The organism is Flavobacterium kayseriense, from assembly GCF_014305095.1.
GTDB lineage: Bacteria > Bacteroidota > Bacteroidia > Flavobacteriales > Flavobacteriaceae > Flavobacterium > Flavobacterium kayseriense.
Map to the genome: position 1 here is coordinate 493313 of NZ_JACRUI010000001.1, position 14640 is coordinate 507952.

15 protein-coding genes are annotated in these 14640 nt (G+C 34.7%); 9 read left to right on the plus strand and 6 right to left on the minus strand.

The genetic code is table 11. The annotated features are described in order from the left end of the window. Positions 1 to 255: 255 nt before the first annotated feature. The gene (locus H8R22_RS01995; RefSeq protein WP_187009192.1) at positions 256 to 1791 is read left to right on the plus strand and encodes an aldehyde dehydrogenase (NADP(+)); all 1536 of its coding nucleotides are present in this window, start codon (positions 256 to 258) and stop codon (positions 1789 to 1791) included. Between the two features lie 79 nt (positions 1792 to 1870). On the opposite strand, the gene H8R22_RS02000 is transcribed toward H8R22_RS01995, so the two are convergent. The 5 genes from H8R22_RS02000 to H8R22_RS02020 form a co-directional block, all read right to left on the minus strand. After that, positions 1871 to 2587, minus strand: coding sequence for a ribonuclease activity regulator RraA (locus tag H8R22_RS02000; RefSeq protein ID WP_187009191.1), 717 nt, complete (start codon positions 2585 to 2587; stop codon positions 1871 to 1873). Positions 2588 to 2767: 180 nt separating this feature from the next. Beyond that, positions 2768 to 3307 carry a DMP19 family protein gene (locus tag H8R22_RS02005; protein WP_187009190.1) on the minus strand — a complete coding sequence of 180 codons (540 nt, stop codon included), beginning with the start codon at positions 3305 to 3307 and terminating at the stop codon, positions 2768 to 2770. Positions 3308 to 3454: 147 nt separating this feature from the next. Continuing rightward, the gene (locus H8R22_RS02010; RefSeq protein ID WP_187009189.1) at positions 3455 to 3610 is read right to left on the minus strand and encodes a hypothetical protein; all 156 of its coding nucleotides are present in this window, start codon (positions 3608 to 3610) and stop codon (positions 3455 to 3457) included. A 43-nt stretch (positions 3611 to 3653) separates the two neighbouring features. Further along, positions 3654 to 4025 (minus strand): hypothetical protein, encoded by a 372-nt coding sequence (locus H8R22_RS02015; protein ID WP_317171726.1) that lies wholly within the window; start codon positions 4023 to 4025, stop codon positions 3654 to 3656. 63 nt (positions 4026 to 4088) lie between these two features. Continuing rightward, entirely contained in the window at positions 4089 to 4406 is a 318-nt protein-coding gene (locus tag H8R22_RS02020; RefSeq protein WP_187009188.1) for a hypothetical protein, read from the minus strand. 747 nt (positions 4407 to 5153) lie between these two features. Here H8R22_RS02020 and metG point away from each other — a divergent pair. The 6 genes from metG to H8R22_RS02050 all read left to right on the plus strand — a co-directional run bounded on the left by metG (position 5154) and on the right by H8R22_RS02050 (position 12090). Further along, positions 5154 to 7226, plus strand: coding sequence for a methionine--tRNA ligase (gene metG / locus H8R22_RS02025; protein WP_187009187.1), 2073 nt, complete (start codon positions 5154 to 5156; stop codon positions 7224 to 7226). A 95-nt stretch (positions 7227 to 7321) separates the two neighbouring features. Then, positions 7322 to 8227, plus strand: a complete 906-nt coding sequence (locus tag H8R22_RS02030; RefSeq protein ID WP_187009186.1) for a DMT family transporter — start codon at positions 7322 to 7324, stop codon at positions 8225 to 8227. 1 nt (position 8228) lies between these two features. Beyond that, the gene (locus H8R22_RS02035) at positions 8229 to 8918 is read left to right on the plus strand and encodes an HAD family hydrolase (protein ID WP_187009185.1); all 690 of its coding nucleotides are present in this window, start codon (positions 8229 to 8231) and stop codon (positions 8916 to 8918) included. Positions 8919 to 8924: 6 nt separating this feature from the next. Further along, the gene (locus H8R22_RS02040) at positions 8925 to 9557 is read left to right on the plus strand and encodes a CatA-like O-acetyltransferase (RefSeq protein WP_187009184.1); all 633 of its coding nucleotides are present in this window, start codon (positions 8925 to 8927) and stop codon (positions 9555 to 9557) included. Between the two features lie 49 nt (positions 9558 to 9606). Then, on the plus strand, positions 9607 to 11010 hold the full coding sequence (locus H8R22_RS02045) for a hypothetical protein (protein ID WP_187009183.1): 1404 nt from the start codon (positions 9607 to 9609) through the stop codon (positions 11008 to 11010). A gap of 180 nt (positions 11011 to 11190) precedes the next feature. Next, positions 11191 to 12090, plus strand: a complete 900-nt coding sequence (locus H8R22_RS02050; RefSeq protein ID WP_187009182.1) for a histone deacetylase family protein — start codon at positions 11191 to 11193, stop codon at positions 12088 to 12090. Between the two features lie 62 nt (positions 12091 to 12152). On the opposite strand, the gene H8R22_RS02055 is transcribed toward H8R22_RS02050, so the two are convergent. Then, positions 12153 to 12479, minus strand: a complete 327-nt coding sequence (locus tag H8R22_RS02055) for a single-stranded DNA-binding protein (RefSeq protein WP_187009181.1) — start codon at positions 12477 to 12479, stop codon at positions 12153 to 12155. Between the two features lie 216 nt (positions 12480 to 12695). Here H8R22_RS02055 and H8R22_RS02060 point away from each other — a divergent pair, with 216 nt between their 5' ends. Both H8R22_RS02060 and H8R22_RS02065 read left to right on the plus strand, forming a co-directional pair. Next, the gene (locus H8R22_RS02060; protein ID WP_187009180.1) at positions 12696 to 14222 is read left to right on the plus strand and encodes a carbon-nitrogen hydrolase family protein; all 1527 of its coding nucleotides are present in this window, start codon (positions 12696 to 12698) and stop codon (positions 14220 to 14222) included. Next, positions 14222 to 14569 carry a hypothetical protein gene (locus tag H8R22_RS02065; protein ID WP_187009606.1) on the plus strand — a complete coding sequence of 116 codons (348 nt, stop codon included), beginning with the start codon at positions 14222 to 14224 and terminating at the stop codon, positions 14567 to 14569. The genes H8R22_RS02060 and H8R22_RS02065 overlap by 1 nt, the downstream gene beginning before the upstream one ends. The last annotated feature ends 71 nt before the right edge of the window (positions 14570 to 14640 follow it).

The window sequence follows — 14640 nt, forward strand, 5'->3', positions numbered from 1 at the left end:
TAAGCAGTTTATATCGCTATGAATTTCCACTACTTTGAATATTAAACTATCCTCCTATTGTGATCCAGTCTTCTCCTGCAATGATAGAAATAACGAGCAATTTGCTTTTTGTAAATATTAACCCTATATTTGGTTTACCAATTTGGTTTGCCAAATATATCTTTTTTTTACACAAATAAAAAACCAAAATAGATTTTTTCGTCTTTTATTTTGACAATAAGCAAAATAAAACAACTTATCTCTAACAAATACATAATGAGCACAATAAAAACATTTCAAGCAGTAAACCCAGCAAATGGAAAGCTTTTAGATGGAATTTTTGCAAATACTTCATCAGAAGAAATTGATGCAGTCTTAAAGAACGCTACAAAAGCTTTTGAGACTTATCGCAAAAAAGATTCTACTGAGATTGCTAATTTCTTAGATGCAATTGCTGATGAAATAATAAACCTAGGCGACGCTCTATTAGAAAGATGTCATCAAGAGACAGCCTTACCTCTAGCACGACTGCAAGGTGAAAGAGGAAGAACAGTAAATCAACTAAAATTGTTTGCCACAACGGTTCGCGAAGGATCATGGGTAGATGCGAGAATAGACACGGCTATAGCTGACCGCTTACCATTACCGAAACCTGATATCAGACAAATGTTAATTCCAATTGGGCCTGTCGCTGTATTTGGCGCAAGTAATTTTCCGCTAGCATTTTCTGTGGCAGGTGGTGACACGGCATCAGCACTAGCAGCCGGTTGTCCCGTGGTTGTAAAAGCACATCCTGCACATCCTGGTACTTCACAAATGATCGCATCGGCAATTGCAAAAGCAATCGAAATCACAAAAATGCCAAAAGGTGTTTTTTCACTTATACAGGGAAACACAAACGAAGTGGGTGCGGCTCTAGTACAACATCCTGATATCAAAGCAGTAGGATTTACAGGCTCATTCAAAGGAGGAAAAGCGTTATTTGATTTGGCAAATGCTAGACCTGAACCTATTCCTGTTTTTGCAGAAATGGGGAGTACAAATCCCGTTTTTATATTACCAAATATACTAGAACAAAAAGCGACAACGATAGCAACTGGTTTAGCAAATTCAATTACCCTAAACGGAGGACAGTTTTGTACCACTCCTGGTCTTACCTTTATCCAAAAATCATCAGTTGCCACGGCATTTACAGCAGATTTAGCTAAAGCTATTGAAGCGATTCCCGCAACCACAATGTTAACGGAAGGAATCAATAAAGCTTTCCATGACAAAATAAATAGTACAACTCAATCACAGAAGATACAGTTTATAGCAAAAGGCCAAGAAAGCACATCACCTAATCAGGCAACTGCTCAATTACTTAGAACAACTGCAGTAGAATTCCTAGCAGAGGTCTCTTTAGAAGAAGAAAATTTTGGGCCATCAAATATTATTATTGAAGCTACTTCTAAATTAGAAACTCTTGACGCAGCAAATAGTTTAAAAGGACACCTGACGGCGACAGTATTTGGAACAGATGCTGATTTTAAAGAATACTCGGATTTACTTGCCATTTTAGAAAAAAAAGTAGGTCGTATTATACTTAATGGCTACCCAACCGGTGTGGAAGTTTGTCCTTCAATAGTGCACGGCGGTCCTTTTCCTGCTACAACTGCATTACAATCTACATCAGTTGGAACAAATGCTATTAAGCGTTTTGCGCGACCAATCTGTTTTCAAGATTACCCAGAAAACTTACTCCCTAAAGCCTTGAAAAACAACAATCCATTAGGAATTTGGAGATTAAAAAACGGCACATTTACTAAATAGTATTATTCTAACATGCAAAAATCACCCTAAAACAGTACGCTTTAGGGTGATTTTCATTTTATAGCTTAAAAGTATTCGCTTATTCTTGCTCTTTTTTCCAAGATTCAAACAGAACAAGATTTTGTTCATCGGTAGCAGGATACAATCCTATAATTGACTTTCCTTTTGTCACTTGCTCTAAAACAAAATCTTCATACATGGTCATTTTGATACATTCATCGGCTACCTCATCAGCAATTGCAGCAGGAATCACCATTACACCATCATCATCACCTACTATGACATCTCCAGGAAAAACAGCTACGTCTCCGCAACCAATAGGAACATTAATATCTATTGCTTGATTTAAAGTTAAATTAGTTGGTGCTGAAGGTCTTTGATGATAAGCAGGCATAGCTAACTTAGCAATACCAGCCGAATCTCTAAAACCACCATCGGTTACAATCCCCGCGCCACCGCGAACCATAAGTCTCGTCACTAAAATATCTCCTGCCGAAGCAGCTCGAGCATCTTTTCGACTATCGATAACTAAAACAGCTCCTACAGGACATTGCTCAATCGCAACACGCTGCGGGTGTTTGGGGTCTCTAAAAACTTCCATAGGATTCAAATCTTCGCGAGCAGGAATGTACCGTAGAGTAAACGCTTCGCCAACCATTGTTGGTTTTCCCAACTGCAATGGTTTTACATCTTGAATGAATTGATTTTTTAGCCCTCTTTTAAAAAGACAACTTGCTATGGTGGGAGTACTAACTTTTTTTAGCTTTTCTCTGGTTGCATCTGATAATTGGCTCATGTCTGTTTTGGCATTTGATGAAATACAAAGATACTACTAAGTGGTTAACCAATTTATACTATTGCTTAATTTTGTCATACTAACGATAGTAATCACCGCTATAATATTTAGAGAGGTGTTTGAATATTCGAATTACACAACTATTCCTAACGTAGTCGCACCTAATCAGTAAAACAAGAATTATGCTCTTTTGATCTCATGGCCTACAAACTCCTCTAAAGCCGCAAACATTTCATCTACTGAAAGTACTTCAGTGTCAGGATGCGATTGTAAAAAAGAGGCATTTAGATGTACTAAATTCTCTTCAATTTCGTAAAAAGTATCATTATTCATAAGGTCTCTGACAGGATTTACACCCTCTAGCTTTCCTTTAAAGAATTTATCGCGTTTAACTGAACTCATTAGAGTCACTTTTTTACACTGCTCTTGAAATAATGCCAAATGCTTTTCGGCACCTAATAATTGCAAACCTTCTTCAATAAGTTCGTTCAGTTCTTTGTTCCACTTAGAATTGTATACAAATTGCGCAAAATTTCCTTCTGTGTATTGCGAAGTATAATAATCAAGATAATAACTCATTATAGCATCTTCGTGAATTAGATCATCGTCTATTTTTTCTTCGCGCATCAAGTTAATGACCGAAATATTAGAGTTGATAATGTCTTGCAGGTTTTCGCTAGCAGCGGCAGTTTCAGAAATAATTATTTTACCAAATTCCATGTGGATCTTATTTTATGAATTGATGACAAATTTCGCTTTTTTTACCACAGATCATGCAGATAAAAACACATTTTTTTGAGCCTACTGTCATTGAGACAAAGGAAGCAATCCCAGCATGTTGCTCTAGTAATGCGGTGATACCTACTATCAATCGCTATTCTTATGCTGATTCATTTTAGTTACTAAAGATTTTAAACGCAAGGCTTTTTCTTTTTTCTCTTCTTGCAGTTTAGCCTTTTTACGATTTAACAGCTTAGTATGTAAAGCCTTGTTTTTAGTGTTCTTTTCGGGTCCTTTTGGCATGATTCAATGATTTAAGAATGAAGTACAGCGGCTTAGATCTTGCCTATAATAGTTTCAGCGTATTTAATTTATTGCTTGTTTTTTGAAACAAGTAAAATAATAAACCTCCAGAAAAGTACAGCAAGACATCAATCCAGTCTGAGGTATATCTAGAATTATTCTTAGGTAAGTAATATTCGAAATATATTGCGTAATAACTAGATAAAACAATTACGAATCCTAGTGAAAATTCGAATTTATCATCCTTTTTAAGCCAGCGAATACTGTAAGTCAGCGCTCCCAAAACTAAAGGAATACAGAGCAAATCATTCCAATAATTATTCACCCACTGAGGTAACGGTCGCTGTGCTTTTTGAAGTATAAAAATACTACAAGCAATCACCAAGAGAATACTATAAATAATTTTAGAACGCACGTCTACTTTTTTTGGGTAATTTTCTAGAAAATTGTTAATAAAAACTATGTTACTTATACTATTTTACCCTGCGGCAGCAGCAATAATTAGTGAAATAATTGCTCCAAAAACAAAAGCAAAAAACAACCAAATGTAATAAAAACTTAGAAAAAACATTCTGATTACAAGGTTAGAATGCTGGGCTCCATTTTTTAAAAATAACTCAATTTTACTGGGCTCTTTTTCTGCCTGTTCTTTTTGCTTACTTTTTTCAAGACTTTTCTTTTCGCCTTCTAGTCTACGTTTTAAAACAAGGTCAAGTAGGGCACCACAATTACTACAAAATTCATTGTTTAAATTGGATGTACCACATTCAACACAAATAATATATGATTTATTCATAAAGATTTCCTTAAAACAAATTGGCATCTAGCTATTAAGAAATTTACTTGCGTATTATCTCTTTTTTCGTGTCTAACCTACTTTTTAGCAGCAAAATTTACTAGAAAAAATGACCCTAGAAAAATAGTATTATTTCATTTGTTATCTTCCAAAGTTATGAAAATTAATTACTGAGTCAAAAAAGTATTTATTAACTCTTTAGTCTAAAATAAATAATATAGAATCGTAATACAAACACCTCTACCTAAGTGAATCTAACCTAATTTGTCTATTAAAATTTCTGGTAACTTAAGACAATCAACCGTAAAACGAACTACTAAAGTCATTTATTCCCCCACCCATACAAATACCTGCTCATATAAAATAGTGAAGATGTTACTATGTATGATCTTGTCATTCTGATGAAGGAGGAATCGTATCAGGTTGCTCACGAAGCGGAGATTCTTCCTTCGTTAGAATGATAAGTTTGGAAAATGACAAGTAGAATTGAATCCAAATCCCCTAGCGCCGATAGTAGTGGAAATCCTTTTGTGCCTCCCGATAGCTAGCGGGAGGCACAAAAGATTAGAACGAATAGTGGGAAATAGCTCCTATTCCTTCGATTTCGCAAAGGTTGACATTAAATAATTGCTTATTTTTGCACTCAATAAAATTGAATCATGAAATGAGCCAAACAAAAAATGGTACTACATTCCTTTGTATTAGGCGAATTACATCTGACAAATAAAAAAACAATACTAGTAACAGATGATACAGAATCCAAAAAGATATACGATTACAGCGGCATTGCCTTATACGAACGGTCCTATTCACATTGGCCATTTGGCTGGTGTTTATGTGCCATCAGACATTTATTCTCGTTACTTGAGATTGCAAGGTAGAGACGTTTTGTTCGTTTGCGGAAGCGATGAGCATGGTGTAGCTATTTCGATGAAAGCAAAGAAAGAGGGAATTAGTCCGCAAGAAGTAATTGATAAATACGATGGTATTATTCGTAAATCATTCTCTGATTTTGGAATCTCTTTTGATAATTATTCGAGAACTTCGGCTAAAATTCACCATGATACAGCTTCTGAATTCTTTACAAAATTATACGAGAAAGGCGATTTTGTTGAACAAGTGACTGAACAACTGTATGATGCGAAAGCGGATCAGTTTTTAGCGGATCGTTTTGTAATTGGTACTTGTCCAAAATGTGGCAACGAAGAAGCATATGGAGATCAATGCGAAAAATGTGGATCGACGCTAAATGCTACCGATTTAATTAATCCAAAATCGACTATCACTGGCGAAACTCCTATTATGAAATCAACGAAGCACTGGTTTTTACCTTTGGATCGTTACGAAGATTTCTTGAAAGAGTGGATCTTAGTAGGGCATAAAAATGACTGGAAACCGAACGTTTACGGACAAGTAAAATCGTGGATTGATGGCGGATTAGAACCTCGTGCAGTTACGCGAGACTTAGATTGGGGAATTGATGTTCCAGTTCCTGGTGCCGAAGGAAAAAAATTATATGTGTGGTTTGATGCACCTATTGGCTACATTTCGGCTTCGAAAGAATGGGCTTTGCGCGAAGGAAAAGAGTGGGAACCCTATTGGAAAGATGAACATACTAAATTAGTTCACTTTATTGGGAAAGATAATATTGTTTTTCACTGTATCATTTTCCCTGCGATGTTAAAAGCCGAAGGAAGTTATATTTTACCAGACAACGTACCCGCAAATGAGTTCTTGAATTTAGAAGGAAATAAATTATCTACGTCTAAAAACTGGGCGGTTTGGTTGCACGAATATTTAGAAGAATTTCCAAATCAGCAAGATGTACTGCGTTACGCTTTAACTTCAAACGCTCCCGAAACTAAAGACAATGACTTTACTTGGAAAGATTTTCAAGCAAGAAACAATAATGAATTGGTTGCTATATACGGGAACTTCATTAACCGTGTGGTGGTTTTAACTAATAAATATTATGAAGGAGTTGTGCCAAGCGCAAACACGCTTTCAGAAGTAGATGAAGCAACTTTAACCGAATTAAAAGCCTACCCTGCTGTAATTTCTAGCTCTATTGAGAGATACCGTTTTAGAGAAGCACTTGGCGAATTAATGAATGTAGCACGTTTAGGAAATAAATATTTGGCAGATGAAGAGCCTTGGAAAATGATAAAGACAGATCCAGGTCGTGTGCAAACGCAAATGTACGTCGCTTTACAAATTTCAGCCGCTTTAAGTGCGCTCTGCGAGCCATTCTTGCCTTTTACAGCCGCTAAATTATCTAGAATATTAAAAATAGAGTCTCCGTTATCTTGGAATACGATTTCAGAAACTTCAGAATTATTGGCAGCTGGTCACCAAATAGGTGAAGCTGAATTATTATTTGCCAAAATTGAAGATGAAGAAATTCAGAAACAAATCGACAAATTAGAAGCTACAAAAACCGCTAATAAAGAAGAGATTGCTTCGTCCCTCGCAATGACTGAACCGCAAAAAGAAGCAATTCAATTTGATGATTTTTCTAAGATGGATATCCGCGTAGGAACCATTCTTGAAGCAGAGAAAATGCCAAAAGCCAACAAACTTTTGATTCTGAAAGTGGATACCGGAATTGATGTTCGCACCATTGTTTCAGGCATTGCAGAGAGTTTTAAACCTGAAGATATTATTGGAAAAAAAGTAACCGTTTTAGTCAACCTTGCGCCAAGAAACCTTCGTGGTGTAGAAAGTCAAGGAATGATTTTAATGTCTACAAATACCGATGGAAAATTAGTTTTTGTAAATCCAGACACGGATGGTGTTGCTAATGGTGAGACTATAAATTAATAAAGAAAAACAGTAATATGAGTTTCACTAATTTGCATCAATTTATTTGTGTACTTTAGTGAAATTCGTGTTTATAATAGATAGCAGCAAAAGTTATGACTAATACCAAACCTAGATTAGCACTTGCTTTTGGAATACTTTGTATTTCGATTTTTCCCATATTGGTTAAGCTGCAACTCACTCCAGGATTGATTTCGGCATTTTACCGAATGGCATTTGCATTTTCACTACTATTGCCATACATGCTTTTCTCTAAAAGATTTAAGATGCCAGAGAAAAAACACCTCCTATTAGCTGTCGTTTGTGGTGTATTATTTGCCTCCGACGTGGCGGTTTGGAACATTGCCATACAAGAGTCAAGTGCCACGCAAGCTTCTTTATTGACTAATTTATCTCCTCTTTGGCTGGGAATTATATCTTATCTTTTTTTAAATATAAAACCAGCTACGAATTTCTGGATAGGAACAACAGTTGCCTTATTTGGGATGGCAATGTTAGTAGGGTTCCAATTTTTCTTAGAGCTCGATTTTGATAACGCCTTTATCTTAGCCGTCTTATCTGGAATCTTCTACTCTATCTACTTATTAGTGAGTAAAAAAGCACTTACTCATATCGATGTACTTTCGTTCATGACCATCAGCCTGCTGGCTTCGTCAATTTTTCTAGCAATAGCTTGTGTTATACTGAATGAACCATTCACAGGGTTTTCTGAAATGGGTTGGTTTGTATTGGTAATTCAAGCTGTAGTTTGTCAATTGATGGCTTGGTTGTCGATCAGTTACGCAACCCAGCACATGCGCGCCACACGAGTATCCTTAAGTTTATTGAGTCAAGCCGTTTTAACTTCTATTCTAGCATGGTTCTTTTTGGATGAAAAAATTACAATTAACATGATTATTGGTGGTTTGATTCTCCTTTTAGGAATCCGAATCACATTTTATACTAATACGCTTGGATTTAAAACACCTAAAGAATCGCCTTCTTTAGATTTAATTAAATAAGATGAAGAATATTAAAGTTATTGCATTTGATGCAGATGATACGCTATTTATCAATGAAACCTACTTTGACGAAACAGAAAAGAAATTTTGTGGTTTAATGCAAGATTACCTTTCCAAACAAGGCATCTCGCAGGAATTATTTAAGGTAGAAATTGACAATTTAAAACTATACGGCTACGGTATTAAAGGATATATCTTGTCGATGATTGAAGCCGCTATGACGATTTCTAACAATACGATTCCGATTGAAATTGTAGAAAAAATAATTCAATTTGGAAAAGAGCTGCTTCAAAAACCTATCGTTTTACTAGACGGTGTCGAAGAAACCTTAGATGGTTTGTTTGGAAAATACAAATTAGTAGTTGCTACTAAAGGAGATTTATTGGACCAAAGACGTAAACTACATAATTCTGGCTTAGGACATTATTTTCACCATATTGAAGTGATGTCAGACAAACAGGAGAAGGATTATGTCGATTTGATTAAAAGGCTAGAAATTAAACCTTCAGAATTTTTCATGATCGGAAATTCTCTAAAATCAGATGTTTTACCTGTTTTAGCCATTGGCGGACACGCCGTTCATATTCCGTTTCACACCACTTGGGCACATGAAAAAATTGATCACAAAGTCGTACATGAGAATTTTAGCACTCACGAAAACATAATCGAAGTATTGAAAAAATTAGTCTAAAAAAGAATGAAACAAAAGTTAGATGTAGCGAATTGGAATCGAAAAGAACATTTTTTATTCTTTAAACAGTTTGAAGAACCGTTTTTTGGTGCAACAGTCACCATCGATTGCACTAAAGCTTATGCTATTGCAAAAGAAAAAAAGACATCATTTTTTATGTATTACTTACACAAAACATTAGTAGCTATCAATCAGATTGAATGTTTTAAATACCGCATTGCAAAAGACAACGTATATATTTACGACCAAATTAATGCCTCAGCCACCATCGGAAGAGCAGATGGCACTTTTGGTTTTTCCTTAATCGAATACGAACTTGATTATGCAGTTTTTGAAAAAAATGCAACATCAGAAACGAAAAGAATTCAAACAACAACAACAGGACTTTTTACACGTACTTTTGAGCACGACAATGTTATTCTTTTCTCGGCAATACCTTGGTTAAATTTTACGTCACTTTCGCACGCAAGAAGTTACACTTTCCCTGATAGTTGTCCTAAAATCTCATTTGGAAAAATGATAACTGCCTCAGACGGAACCAAAACAATGGCGATGTCAATTCATGTACATCATGGATTAATTGACGGATTACAGCTAGGTCAATTTGTTGATTATTTTCAAGAAATTATGAATCAGTAAGTTAAATTTACATTCATTTTTTTGGCTTAATTTTTGTAACTTCTTCCTTATGAAAAAAACAATACTATTTTTACTTTTAATTTATCAATCTGCATCGTTCAGTCAGGTTTTACTAACTTCTTATGACTTTGATTTTAATAATAAGGGTGAGAATGTTCAAATATTTAATGCCGAAAATACTGAAACTCATGATGTTTTCGTGTTCGCAGTAAATGGACAAAACATCACAATTTTAAAATACAACAATGCTTTGTTCTTAATGGATCAATTTACTGTATCATTTGCAAATCCTGAAAATAAAAGAATAATTGGATATAGTTTTAACAACGACGGAAACCCAACCCTATATTGGTCATCTAGCGTTCTGGACGAAATTATAATTACTAAGTATTATTTTGAAAGCAAAACCCTTAAAAATTTAAAGTTTAGAGTGCCTTCTCCAAGCGATTATGTAGTTGCTACTTTTCAGAAAAACAATTCATTCTGTTTGCTTTCAAAGAATGTTTCCGAAGAAATCTTAACATCTTACATCTTTAACGAGGGAATAGCAGAGCAAACAATTTTTGATTTTTCTCCCTATAAATTTCTAAATAAAAGGCTGCAAATCATCCCTTTTTATGATCTAATAAATGAGAATCCTTTGGAGAAAATGGAGTTAAAAAATTATAATCCTCTATACAAAAGTTCCAGTCCAAGTAAATTTTATATTGTAGATGATAAAATTATTTTAACGTTAGATCAAAATTCAAAGCAAACGCAAGTATTTGAACTCAATTTGAAGAATCACACACTGATAGAGAAACTTTTTTCTAAGCCAAAACCTCAAAAAACATCTTACGGATCTAATTCTTTTTTTTCTGACAATAAATTATTCCAAGTTAAAGCCAACACAGAGGAACTCCTATTGGAAGTAAAAAACTATGATTCTGAAGAACTTATTAAAAGTATATCCATTCCAAAAAAAGAAAATATATATTTCAAAAACTCACCATTAACAATAAAAAAAGAGTCTCAAAAATTAAAAACCATTAAAAACACCTCACTGTTTTTAAAATATTTAAACAATTTAAATATTGGAATATCGGTCTACCATAACAATAATAATAACTTTGTCACCATTGGTGGAAGTCCAAATATCCAATACTATGAGGAGCCTACCTTCCATAATATTAATGATGATGAATACACCTTAAAAGAAAATTATCAAAATAATAATGTAGTGCCTATTCATACTGAAACTGTTTTTTTTGAGAGCAGTTGGGACAAAAAACTTGAATTCATTTCTTCTAGACAAGAACCATTTGCTATAGACAATATTTCATATTTTATAAGTCAACAAAAGGAAATTACTTTAGAAAATATTATAAAATTTAAAGACTATTATATTTTAGGCTATTACGACTCAAACAAAAAAAGCTATATTATGCGAAAGTTCACAGATGGTTATAATTAAAAAACAATCACACTAACTAGATATTGTTGATTAAACAGGGAAGTTTACTAAAATATATTACTGCTGATAAAACACTACTCTGATTATTTTTTAATATGTAAAAAAAGTAACTATTTTAAAATTTAAATAATCTCATTCCTTTGTGAACCGCCTAAAGCCTAAAAATTTTCTAAAAAATATATGTTCCCAATAGCTTTTCATCCCATATATCAGCATCCACTACCTGAAGGACATCGTTTTCCTATGTTGAAATACGAATTGCTTCCGCAGCAATTACTGCACGAGGGAACAGCTACTCAAACTGATTTTTTTGAGCCTGAATTATGTGATCTAACTCCGGTTTTGGCCATTCACAACAAGGGGTATGTGAATGATTTATTGCAACTGACCTTAAATGCAAAAGCAGCACGAAAAATTGGTTTTCCTTTATCCAATGAATTAGTGCAACGCGAGTTAATAATTGCACAAGGAACTATCACTGGGGCTCAAAAATCGTTCGATACAAAAGTATCTTTTAATATTGCAGGGGGAACACATCACGCGTACTCAACTCACGGAGAAGCATTTTGTTTACTTAATGACCAAGCCATTGCAGCTCGGTTTCTACTGGATCAAAAATTAGCCAAAAAAATTTTAATTATTGATCTCGACGTACATCAAGGAAATGGAACCGCTCAAATTTTCCAGAATAATAAAGACGTATTTACTTTTTCTACGCATGGAAAAACCAATTACCCTTTCAAGAAAGAAACCTCTGATTTAGACATTGCTTTCGATGACGGCACAACCGATTCTCAATTCCTAAGCACTATTGCAAGTGTAATTCCGCAATTGATTGAAACCCAAAAACCAAATTTTATATTTTATTTAGCCGGAGTCGATATTCTAGCCTCTGATAAATTAGGAAAGTTAGGTTGCACATTAGACGGCTGTAAAAAGAGAGACGAACTAGTCTTTGAACTCTGCTCAAAACACCAAATTCCAGTACAAGTTTCAATGGGCGGCGGGTATTCTCCTAATATTAAAACCATTATCGAAGCCCACGCTAATACCTTTCGAGCAGCTAAAGATATATTCTAAAAAAAAAATGCACGAACTACTGTAATAGTAATTCGTGCAATGATATCCTTTTTAATTGTTCACTACTGTTTGCCTAATAAAAGTAACTCGTTTGCAACGACTTCGGTTATAAATCGTTTCACTCCGTCTTTATCATCGTAGCTGCGATGTGTAAGTTTACCTTCTATGGCGACTTCTTTTCCCTTAGTCACATATTTTTCGATAATTTCGGCTGTTTTACCCCAAGCTGTAACACGATGCCATTCAGTTTTCTCTACCTTATCTCCGTTTTCTTTATAATAAACTTCATTAGTAGCTATTGAAAGATTGGCTAATTTTTTTCCTCCTTCTAATGTTTTTACTTCTGGATCTTGTCCTACATGTCCGATTAATTGTACTGTGTTTTTCATGGCGTATAAATTTAATTGTTATCATCTGAATTCGTATCAGACTTTGTTATGGTATATAATGATGTCGATTTCTAGTTGTTTGATTTCGACATTGCAAAGATTAGACAGAAGCAAGAACTTATTCGGTTAACGTTCAATTACTTTCGGTTGTAAATAATTGTAAACGTTTGTAAACGGCTACTATTTTTTGTATATTGCTGAAAATTAAAATGATTTATGCCAGCAAATATTAAAACAATTGAATTACGCAACTTACAAATTGAAGATTATAAAGAGTTAAAAAAATCCATGGTGGAATCGTATCCAGAAATGGCTGATTCCTTTTGGAAAGAAGATCAAATAGAAGTTTTATTGAAAAAATTCCCTGAAGGACAATTAGTAATTGTCGTTGACGGCATTGTTGTTGGCTCTGCCATGTCCTTATTGGTGACTGAAGATTTTGCTTTCAAAACTAGAACCTATAAAGCGATTACTGGTAATTTTACATTTTCTACTCACAACCCTAATGGAGAGGTGTTATACGGAATTGACGTTTTTATAAACCCGCAATACCGCGGCTTACGTTTAGGGCGTCGTTTGTACGATGTTCGAAAAGAACTGTGTGAGCAGTTAAATTTAAAGTCCATTATTTTTGCTGGGAGAATTCCGAATTACGCAAAATTCAAAGACGAAATTACTCCTAAGGTTTATATTGAAAAAGTAAAGAAGAAGGAAATCTACGATCCTGTTTTATCTTTTCAATTGAGTAATGATTTCCATGAACTGCGTGTATTGAAAAATTATTTACTTGGTGATACGGAGTCTTTAGAATTTGCTGTTTTATTAGAATGGAACAATATTTACTACGATGACAGTCCAAAACTAATCAACACAACTAAAAGTGTTGTGAGGCTAGGATTAATCCAATGGCAAATGCGTTCTTTAGGAAATCTGGATGCTCTTTTTGAACAAGCCGAATTTTTTATCGATGCAGTATCAGGATACGGAAGTGATTTTGCTTTGTTTCCAGAATTTTTCACTGCTCCTTTAATGGCTGATTACAATCATTTATCAGAAGCCGAAGCCATAAGGGAATTAGCACGACATACAGAGGCAGTAAAAATGCGCTTTCAAGAATTTGCTATATCGTACAACATCAATATTATCACTGGTAGTATGCCGTTTATTGAAAATGAGCACGTTTACAATGTAGGGTTTCTATGCAAGCGAGACGGTACGAACGAAATGTATCGCAAAATTCATATTACTCCAAACGAAGTTTTCCATTGGGGAATCACCGGCGGAGATACAATTCAAACTTTTGATACCGACTGTGGGAAAATTGGAATTGTGATTTGTTACGATGTGGAATTCCCAGAACTTTCTAGACTGATGGCTGACGAAGGAATGAATATATTGTTTGTCCCTTTCCTAACCGATACTCAAAACGGGTATACTAGAGTACGCCACTGTGCACAAGCTAGAGCTATCGAAAACGAGTGCTATGTAGCTATTGCTGGTTGTGTAGGTAACTTACCGAAAGTGAACAACATGGATATCCAATATGCACAAGCGGCAGTTTTTACACCATCTGATTTTGCCTTCCCAAGTAACGGAATTAAAGCAGAAGCAACTCCAAACACAGAGATGACACTTATTGTTGACGTCGATATGAACTTACTGAAAGAATTGCACGAGCACGGAAGTGTAAATACAATGAAAGACAGAAGACACGATTTGTATAACTTGACAAGACTAAAATGATAAAAGGCTGTTTAGAATGCGGAGAGAAAATTATAGGTCGCGAGGACAAAAAGTTTTGTAGCGACGGCTGCCGTAATGCCTATAATAACAAAATCAACAAAGACAGTACTAACTTTATGCGCAACGTTAATAATAAGTTGCGCAAAAACTATCGAATACTATCCTCCATAAATACCGAAGGCAAATCAAAAACCACCCGAGCTAAACTATTAAGTAAGGGGTTTGACTTTGAGTTTTTTACAAATATTTTACAAACAAAAACAGGAAACACCTATTACTTTTTATATGATCAAGGTTACCTGCTCTTGGACAACGACTTTTATATGCTTGTAAAAAAGGACATTTAACGATACCATCAACTACCCAAAAAACCATTTATCCCCGAATGAAAAAAGACTACTCTTCCATTTTTGCAGTT